At 36.1% G+C, this 9,019-nt stretch carries 7 protein-coding genes and 1 pseudogene; 5 read left to right on the forward strand and 3 right to left on the reverse strand.

Going from position 1 to position 9,019, the window contains the following annotated elements; genetic code table 11:
* Positions 1-1,074: SdrD B-like domain-containing protein (locus HMPREF1208_RS12235; protein ID WP_016425965.1), on the forward strand; the 1,074-nt coding region annotated here is incomplete at its 5' end.
* A 142-nt stretch (positions 1,075-1,216) separates the two neighbouring features.
* Entirely contained in the window at positions 1,217-1,696 is a 480-nt protein-coding gene (locus HMPREF1208_RS08550; protein ID WP_081635195.1) for a GNAT family N-acetyltransferase, read from the forward strand.
* Positions 1,697-1,753: 57 nt separating this feature from the next.
* On the opposite strand, the gene HMPREF1208_RS08555 is transcribed toward HMPREF1208_RS08550, so the two are convergent.
* Positions 1,754-2,248 carry an isoprenylcysteine carboxyl methyltransferase family protein gene (locus HMPREF1208_RS08555; RefSeq protein WP_016425967.1) on the reverse strand — a complete coding sequence of 165 codons (495 nt, stop codon included), beginning with the start codon at positions 2,246-2,248 and terminating at the stop codon, positions 1,754-1,756.
* A 308-nt stretch (positions 2,249-2,556) separates the two neighbouring features.
* Between HMPREF1208_RS08555 and lip the strand changes: the two genes are divergently transcribed.
* The gene (gene lip, locus HMPREF1208_RS08560) at positions 2,557-4,506 is read left to right on the forward strand and encodes a YSIRK-targeted triacylglycerol lipase (protein ID WP_016425968.1); all 1,950 of its coding nucleotides are present in this window, start codon (positions 2,557-2,559) and stop codon (positions 4,504-4,506) included.
* Positions 4,507-4,585: 79 nt separating this feature from the next.
* On the opposite strand, the gene HMPREF1208_RS11900 is transcribed toward lip, so the two are convergent.
* Positions 4,586-4,687, reverse strand: coding sequence for an SE2200 family small protein (locus HMPREF1208_RS11900; RefSeq protein WP_016425969.1), 102 nt, complete (start codon positions 4,685-4,687; stop codon positions 4,586-4,588).
* 13 nt (positions 4,688-4,700) lie between these two features.
* The gene (gene lqo / locus HMPREF1208_RS08565) at positions 4,701-6,194 is read right to left on the reverse strand and encodes an L-lactate dehydrogenase (quinone) (RefSeq protein ID WP_016425970.1); all 1,494 of its coding nucleotides are present in this window, start codon (positions 6,192-6,194) and stop codon (positions 4,701-4,703) included.
* Positions 6,195-6,941: 747 nt separating this feature from the next.
* Between lqo and HMPREF1208_RS08570 the strand changes: the two genes are divergently transcribed.
* Positions 6,942-7,628, forward strand: a complete 687-nt coding sequence (locus HMPREF1208_RS08570; protein WP_016425971.1) for a KxYKxGKxW signal peptide domain-containing protein — start codon at positions 6,942-6,944, stop codon at positions 7,626-7,628.
* A gap of 111 nt (positions 7,629-7,739) precedes the next feature.
* Positions 7,740-9,019, forward strand: a pseudogene (locus HMPREF1208_RS12240) (hypothetical protein); the annotation flags it as partial.

Here is a 9,019-nt window from a genome sequence, read left to right on the forward strand (position 1 = left end):
TACAAACCAACATATAGTCTTGGAGATAAAGTATGGGAAGACACAAACAAAAACGGAATTCAAGATGAAAATGAAAAAGGTATAAAAGGTGTTAAAGTAACGCTTAAAGATAGTACAGGCGAAGAATTAGACACTACTGTAACAAATGATAAAGGTGAATATGAATTCAAAGACCTTCCAAATGGTGAATATCAAGTAGACTTTGAAACACCAGAAGGCTATGAGCCAACATTAAAAGATGTCCAAGACGACAAACTTGATTCAGATGGACCAACAAACGCGAAAGGTATCATCAAAGATGGCGATAATTTAACAGTAGACCAAGGTTTCTACAAAAAAGAAGAGCCACCAGTCCAAAAACCAGCGACATACAAAGTTGGGGACAAAGTATGGAATGACACAAATAAAGATGGCATCCAAAACTTGAACGAGCCAGGCATCAGCGGTGTAACAGTGACGTTGAAACAACCGGATGGCACATTGATCACAACAAAAACAGACAAAGACGGTAACTACATCTTCAAAGATTTACCGAATGGTAAATACGAAATCAGCTTTGAGACACCAGAAGGTTATGAAGCAACAACAACGAAAGCAGGAGACGACAGAAGATTAGATTCAGATGGAAAAACTGTTACAGTTGAAGTGAACAATGCAGATGATCTTACAATCGATAGCGGCTTCTACAAACCAACACCAGAAGTACCGGAACAACCAGGTAACCCAGAAGTCCCAGCGCCAGAAGTACCGGAACAACCAGGTAACCCAGAAGTCCCAGCGCCGGAAGTACCGGAACAACCAGGCAACCCAGAAGTACCAGCACCAGAAGTGCCAGAACAACCGGGTAACCCAGAAAAACCAGCACCGAATATGCCAGAACAACCAGGTCAGCCTAAAGTAGAAAAAGCGATGCCTTCTACACCTCAAAAGGCTGAAAGTAAACATAAGAAAGAAACATTACCTGAAACTGGACAAGAAAATGCTGGTCAAACGACACTACTTGGTGGCTTATTTGCTGCATTAGGTGGCGCATTCTTACTAGGACGTCGTCGTAAAGATAAAAAAGAACAATAATCAGGATACTGAATGATTGATAATGTTTGAATAACGCACCCCTAAAGTGAGTAATCCCTTTGCTTTAGGGGTGTTTTTTAACATACAACATTCTATAATAAAGACTTATAAGCGATAGTATTTTGTTTGAAATAGGGGGATTATGGTGTATATTATCGAAATGGATCAACTAGAAGAATCACAATTGAAGTCTTTCTTTAACCACTATTGGCATGATGATTGTATGGTAGTGAGTTCAGGTGTGTATCATCTATCAAAACTCCCAGGTCTATTATGTGTTGTTGAAGAAGAGATTTATGGTGCACTCACTTATACGGTTAGAAATTCAGTGATTGAAATAATCTCAATTAATAATGTTAAAGGGATAAAAGGAGTAGGTTCAAAGTTATTGAAGGCATTAGAACTCAAAGCACAAGAATCATCTGTTAAGGAGATTCAGGTTATCACTACTAATGATAACCTGCGTGCACTTGGCTTTTTTCAGAAGTATGGCTATGAGCTTGAAAAAATAATGAAAAATGTTGTAAATGATGCACGACGTATCAAGCCTACGATTCCTTTAGTAGGAGATCATCTAATACCAATTAAGCATGAGATTTTGCTGATTAAAGCAATTAAATAAGGTATAAATAAAAAGCACTTTTAAGTAATGTATTTTTACTTAGAAGTGCTTTGTTGCTTATAAAGACATTAACTTTTCTTCTTGTTGTATACGAACGTATAAGAAGTAGGCATATGGAAGTAACAATAAAGGAGTGTATGATGCATGTGTAAGTAGGATGACCCCTATTAATTCTGGAATGATATTTAAAAAATAATTCGGATGTTTGGTAATACGATATAGACCTGATTTGATAATCGGATGTTCTGGTAAAATGTAGAGTTTTAAAGTCCAAATCGGGCCTAAAGTTTTAATAACATGGAATAAAACACCATATGCAATGATTAATATGATTAGCCCTAGTATATTAAAGAAACTCCACGTTTCATGACTGATAACAGTTTCTATCCCAGCTGCAACATAGATCAAGATATGTGTGAGTGCAAGCCATTTTGAGTTTTTTTGACCGTATTCTTTTGCGCCTTGTTGGACTAGTCGTTTCGCATGTTTTATGGAAATCACCAGACTGACTAAGCGAATGATAAAAAAGATAAGTAAAATAATTAAAGTCATGAGGTCCTCCAAAATAATATATTCAATTTTAATTCTATTGTTATAGACATCGTTTTAATAATAAACAGTTAATCCAAAAATTACTATTAACTAATTATTAAATTTATTGCTTTTGATTTTGCAGAATGCTGGCTATGTATTTTATTTAGTTTATTAAAGAAAAGATAATTTTTGATGTTGAAGTGTAAATAAAATTTGATTTTGATAACAGTTAAGCACTGAAGTGTATAAAGTAGGCAAAAATGAAATAATATACGTTACAAATTGATAAATTGATAATAGAGACTAGATTATTAAGGAGGGTTTTTATGTTTAATCATCAGCAAGATCGTACATATGCTTTAAGAACACGAATTGTTAGTATCTCTACCATACTGCTTGCTACAAGTTTATTTGTTTGGGTAGGACATGATGCATATGCAGATGAAGTACATCAAGGTCATTCACTTAATACATCTCAAACGTTGCACACAGAAAGTAAGAATGTGATGAGGGACCATCTTCGCCAAAACAATGAAACAAATGCCTTACAAGTGGAATCCCCAAAAGCCTCTGAAATGCCTCAGAAATCAACGGCTTTCAAAGAAATTGCCACGTCTCATCATAATCATTTAACTCAAGGTAACGAAACAACTAATGATACACAAACAACGATGCAGTCGTCAGAATCAAAAGCACACTCTAATTCGCTAGTAAAAAAGAATCTAAACGCACCGGAAATGAATCATTCTGTGCGTAATACAGAACTAAAGGCACAACATAGCACGTCTAATCCAAGTGATGTTACGCATGCGCCAAAGGTTGCCGCTCATCAAGACAATCAAAAAGACGGTTTAGATCCGGGGTTTTCTGTGATTGATCGTCGTAATTCTAAAACAACTCTTAATCAAGTCGACCCTGAATTTAATAACGTGAATACACATAAACTAAAAGTTAATGATGGAAAAGCGACTGCGCATAAGCCTCATCTAGAAACGGTCGATAATGATAAGAAGTCAACGACGACTCAAAATTTAAACGCAAAAGAAGAAACGCAACCTCGTGAACCACAAGTGGCATCAACAAAAGAAGCATCTAAGAAAAAAGCGGCACAAGCGCCTCAACAAGCACAGTATAAAAATAAAGAGCCCATCATTTTTGTGCATGGGTATGGAGGTTTTGTAGGCGATAATGCGCCTCCTGGAACTCATTATTGGGGTGGTAAAAAATACGACATGATGAATCAACTGCGCGCATCAGGTTATAACGTTTATGAAGCCAGTGTTAGTGCTTTTGGAAGTAACTGGGATCGTGCTGTAGAGTTCTATACTTATATCAAAGGCGGTGTCGTCGATTATGGACAAGCTCATGCAAACAAATATGGACATGCGCGATATGGTAAATCATATCCAGGCATTTTACCCGGCTGGCAACCGGGACAAAAAATTCATCTCATCGGTCATAGTATGGGAGGACAAACGATTCGGATGTTAGAGTCTTTGTTACGAAAAGGAGATCCTGAAGAGATTGCGTATCAAAAGCAACATGGCGGAACGATAAGTCCTCTTTTTCAAGGAAATCACGATCATTTAATTTCATCAATTACGACAATAGCTACACCGCACGATGGGACAGTTGCTTCGGATGATTTAGGTAATAAAGATATTATTAAACGACTCATTTACGACTATGGTTTGTTTGAAGGGCGTAAAAATTCAGCTGTAGATTATGGTCTTAAACAATGGGGCTTAGAACAACGTCAAGGTGAAACATTTGCTGAATATGCGAAACGTGCAAGTAAGAGTCCACTGTTTACTTCTGAAGATACAGCACTTTATGATTTGACGCGTGAAGGTGCTAAAAAAATCAATCAACGGACAGATATTAATCCAGATATTTACTATAAAACCTATACAGGATCTGCGACAAACAAAACACGGTTAGGTATTCAAATATCAGATGTCCATATGAATATTGAACATAAGGTGACAGGAGATTTAATAGGACGAACACGTGATAAAGCATGGAGAGAAAATGATGGCTTAGTTTCTGTGATATCAGGCCAACATCCAGAGAATGAACCTTTTGAAAATGTTGATGATAAAGTAGCACCTAAAAAAGGAATTTGGCAAGTGACACCAACGATGAAAGGCTGGGATCATACAGATTTCACGGGACAAGACACATTAGACTTGCGTCATACGGGTTCAGAATTAGCCCGTTTCTATTTAGGAATTATGAATGATCTCGTGCGTGAAGAGGCACTTGAAACGGCATAAAAAGCGATTAAAAAAAGACGTTCAAAATGAAAATTCATTTGAACGTCTTTTTCAACACTATCAATCTATATAGGTTGAATTAGTATTCAATATTTGGCATTTTATTAACATGCTCTTGATAGCGTTTTAAAGCGACGAATGCTGCAGTGAGTACAGTTGCAACGATAACTAATTTTTTCATATTGGCAACTCCTTTACTCGTAGTAGTTTAATTCTAAGTCTTTTGAAGTTTGTTTACGTGTTTTTCTCATTAAATCAACATCTTCAATTAATGATTTACCGTATGAAGGAATCATTTTTTGTAACTTAGGTTTCCATTCAGCTTCGTATTCAGCGAAGTTTCTTTCTAACACTTCAAGTGCAACAGAAACTGATGTTGAAGCCCCTGGTGATTCACCAAGTAAAGCGATAACAGTGTGGTCTTCTGAGTTAACCACTTCAGTACCGAATTGGATGAAACCTTTACCGTATTCTTTAGTATCTTTAATAACTTGAACACGTTTACCAGCTGTGTATAATTCCCAATCTTGGTCTTTAGCTTCTGGGTAGAAAGTACGTAAGTGGTTCATACAACCTTCTTTAGTCATTAAGATTTGATCGATTGAGTATTTGATTAATGGTAAGTTTTTCGCAGCTGCCGCAAGTAAAGTCGTGATGTTGTATGGTTTAACTGATTTGAATAAATCTAAGTTTGAACCATTTTTCAAGAATTTAGGGCCGATGCTTGCGAAAGGTCCGAATAATAATGCTTTTTGACCGTTAATGTAACGTGTATCTAAGTGAGGTACAGTCATTGGTGGTGTGCCAGGTGGCTCTTTACCATAAACTTTGACGCCGTGTTCTTCGATAACGTCTGGGTTTGTACACATTAAGAATTGACCTGTAATAGGGAAACCACCTAAGTGTTTACTTTCAGGGATACCTGTTTTTTGTAATAAAGGAATCGCACCGCCACCAGCACCAATGAAGATGTAATCAGCAAGTTGAACTTGTTTTTCTCCAGTGTTGCGGTTGATGATTGTAACTTCCCATTTGCCATCTAAACGACGGTTAAAGTCTTTTACTTCGTGATTGTAATGTACATCTGCATTTTCGTGTTTTTCGATACTTCTCGCCATTTTACGTGTTAATTCACCAAAGTTAACGTCAGTACCTTCATCGATTTTACTTGCAGCCATAATATCACTAGAATTGCGACCTTGCATCATTAATGGCATCCATTTTCTCATCACTTCAATATCTTCAGTGTATTCGATATTGTCGAACATTGGAAATGCTTTCATTTTGTTGTAACGATCTTTTAAGAATTGAACGTTATTTTTACCTCTTACAAAGCTAATGTGAGGAAGTGGATTGATGAAATCTCTTGGTGTATCAATGTTTTTACTTTTAACAAGATAGCTCCAGAATTGTTTAGAGATTTCAAATTCTTCGTTAATCTCTTTTGCTTTTTCGATGTCAATTGAACCATCTGGTTGTTTAACAGTGTAGTTCAATTCACAAAGTGCTGCGTGACCTGTACCGGCATTGTGGCGTTCGTTTGAACTTTCCACACCTGGACGATCTAAACGCTCATATAATTTAAGATTCCAATGCGGCTCTAAATCTTTAATCATTGAGGCGAATGTCGTACTAAGTACACCGGCACCGATAATGATGATGTCTTTTGAATCTGATTGTGTTGGCATACATAATCACCTTTCATTGTTTGTATAGTGAGGAATAAACAGAATATCCCTGAGTAAATATGATTGATGTCACAGACCTTAAAATTACTCCACAGTCTATTATAATACATTTTTATACATAACGAAAACGAATAACTCACGTATAAAAAAATAAAGTAATTGGAGGTTTGTCCATCTAATTTTGAAGCGTTACTTCAATAATAATAGTATTAAAGTCATGAATCAATGCTTTTTCTATTCATTTGTAGTAATTTCTAAAAATTATTGTATTAATACGCATGTTTGTCGTGTAGTTAAGGTAGAAACAAATAATAAAACGTCATTTATCTGAAAAATTGATGAAAAATACTTTGAAAATAGTGACTCAATTGAATGAAGAAATAATTTATTAATATTTTTCTACTTATTTGCTAGAGCAACTCAAATAAATATTAGATTTAATTTAATAAACTTTTTATAACGCACCTCTCAATGTTCTAACTTTCAGAAGCACCTCGTTTAACAAACCCTTTAAAAATAAAGAATTCAATAGAGTCACATCTCTATGTTTTTTAAATGCAAATTCCCATAAGAACAAATAAAAAGTAATTTTATATAATTAGGTATTCAAAATCTGAAATAGATTATATTACAAACTAGATTTCATTTAATATTTTATTGCGCAGTTAAATAAAAGGTATTATTATCTTATATAGGCTGCGATGACAAGTTCAAGTTTTATGGAAATTATTTAATGGGAGTTTTGCAATGACAAGAAAATTTAGGGAATTTAGAAAAAGTTTAGGACAAGAAAAAGCAAGAGTGAAACTATACAAATCTGGAAAGGAATGGGTAAAAGCCGGTATTAAAGAGATTCAACTCTTAAAAGCCATGGGTTTACCTTTTTTAAGTAAAGATATTGTAAAAAATGAAGATGGCGAAGTTACAACGCGTTTTGGTGAAAAAATTAAAAAACATGCAATGCAAACAACGGCAATCGCCGGAGGGATGTTTACTGTTAACATGTTGCATGATCAACAAGCATTTGCCGCATCAGATGCTCCGATGACTTCAGAGTTAGCAACAAAGAGTCAAACGATTGGGGATCAAACATCGATTGCAATTGAAAACTCAGTTTCTCATGTAGAGACGAGCACGAGTACTGTTGAAAGCGATAGTGCAGTGACTTCCGAAAGCGAAGCATCCAAACAAGATGCAGAAAGCACTTCTTTATCGGAATCAGACTCAGTATCATTATCAGAATCTGCTTCTACTTCAACGAGTACTTCAGTATCTCATGCATCAAAGCACGAGCAAAAGCAATCGGATGAAAAACAAGTTTCGAATTCTGAGAAGCAATCAGAATCAAATGTGGAAAAATCTACATCAGTTTCTAAAGCATCAGAAACTTCAGAAGCAATCACATCGAAAAGTGAAGGCAAAACTTCTACATAAATTAATCAGAATAGTCAAAATTCAACGCAACCTGCAAGTGTATCTGTAAGTGAGAAGCAGTCATCTTCTCAAGCGTCATCACAGTCATTAGCAAATACAGAAGCACCAGTGTTGAATTCAACAATTTCTCCAATTCATACAGTCGCTACAGAAGTTGGAGAAACAGCATTTAGAGCAGCGCTTGCAGGTCATGCTGAAAGAGAGAGAAGCAGTGGTCATGGTCAAGATCCACGTAATAAAGTACCGGTTTATTATGAGTTACAAGTTGACAGTAATGGTCACAAAGCAATCTTTAAATATACTGTATCTTATGATGATCCAAAAACATCGACTACTGAGACGCATAAAAAATTGGGTTTTCCTAAAACCGTCCTTAAAAATACACCTGAATCTTACACTGGAATGCTAAAGTTAGGAAAAGATTATGGTAAGCCGACTAAGATTACTCAAGGTATTACTGGAGCAGGTTATCAAAGCGAGTTTGTGACGAAGCATAACATCCACTTAGAAGGTAACGCGAAAAGTGGTTATTATTGGCAAACCGGTGTGATGGATGCGGATCATATCAAAGAGGGGTACGGTTTAACAACAATTATTGAAGTGCCAATCATAAATCCTTTTGGAGATGTAACTTATCAATTAACACCTTATGGCTCTTTTGATAAGGTTGGTGGCAAAAGAGGACAAAACTATTTTTCAGGGGTTGTTAGTAATATTGACCCATATAAAAAATATAATCCGAATGGCGCAAGAGCAATCACAGAAAGCCGTCATGCTTCTACTTCATTGGTTAAAGCAAAATCCGAAAGTGCAGTTAGAAGTCAATCAGCTGCGGAGTCACAACGCGTAAGTGCAGAAAAATCAACATCAATAAGAGATAGCGAAGCGAAGAGTAACTCGATTGTAGAGTCAGAGAGATTAAGCACTTCAAAATCAACATCGATTAAGAATAGCGAAGCGAAGAGTCAATCAGTTGCGGAATCACAACGCGTAAGTACATCAAAATCGACGTCTGTAAAAAATAGTGAAGCGAAAAGTCATTCAGTTGCAGAATCACAACGCTTAAGTGCATCAAAATCAACATCGATTAAGAATAGCGAAGCGAAGAGCCATTCGATTGTAGAGTCCAAACGCTTAAGTACGTCAAAATCAACGTCTGTGAAGAATAGCGAAGCGAAGAGTCATTCAATCGCAGAATCAAAACGCTTAAGTGCATCAAAATCGACGTCTGTGAAAAATAGTGAAGCGAAGAGTCATTCAATTGCGGAATCCAAACGCTTAAGTACATCAAAATCGACATCTGTGAAGAACAGCGAAGCGAAGAGTCAATCAGTTGCGGAATCACAAAGAGTAAGTACGTCAAAATCGACATCTGTGAAGAATAGCGAAGC

Source organism: Staphylococcus sp. HGB0015, from assembly GCF_000411275.1.
GTDB classification, from domain to species: Bacteria; Bacillota; Bacilli; order Staphylococcales; family Staphylococcaceae; genus Staphylococcus; species Staphylococcus schleiferi.

Coding starts and splice junctions, on each gene's coding strand:
- HMPREF1208_RS11900 (WP_016425969.1), bottom strand. CDS start 4,687: ATGAAAAAATTAGTTATCGTTGCAACTGTACTCACTGCAGCATTCGTC.
- HMPREF1208_RS08555 (WP_016425967.1), bottom strand. CDS start 2,248: ATGACTTTAATTATTTTACTTATCTTTTTTATCATTCGCTTAGTCAGT.
- lip (WP_016425968.1), top strand. CDS start 2,557: ATGTTTAATCATCAGCAAGATCGTACATATGCTTTAAGAACACGAATT.
- HMPREF1208_RS08550 (WP_081635195.1), top strand. CDS start 1,217: ATGGTGTATATTATCGAAATGGATCAACTAGAAGAATCACAATTGAAG.
- HMPREF1208_RS08570 (WP_016425971.1), top strand. CDS start 6,942: ATGACAAGAAAATTTAGGGAATTTAGAAAAAGTTTAGGACAAGAAAAA.
- lqo (WP_016425970.1), bottom strand. CDS start 6,194: ATGCCAACACAATCAGATTCAAAAGACATCATCATTATCGGTGCCGGT.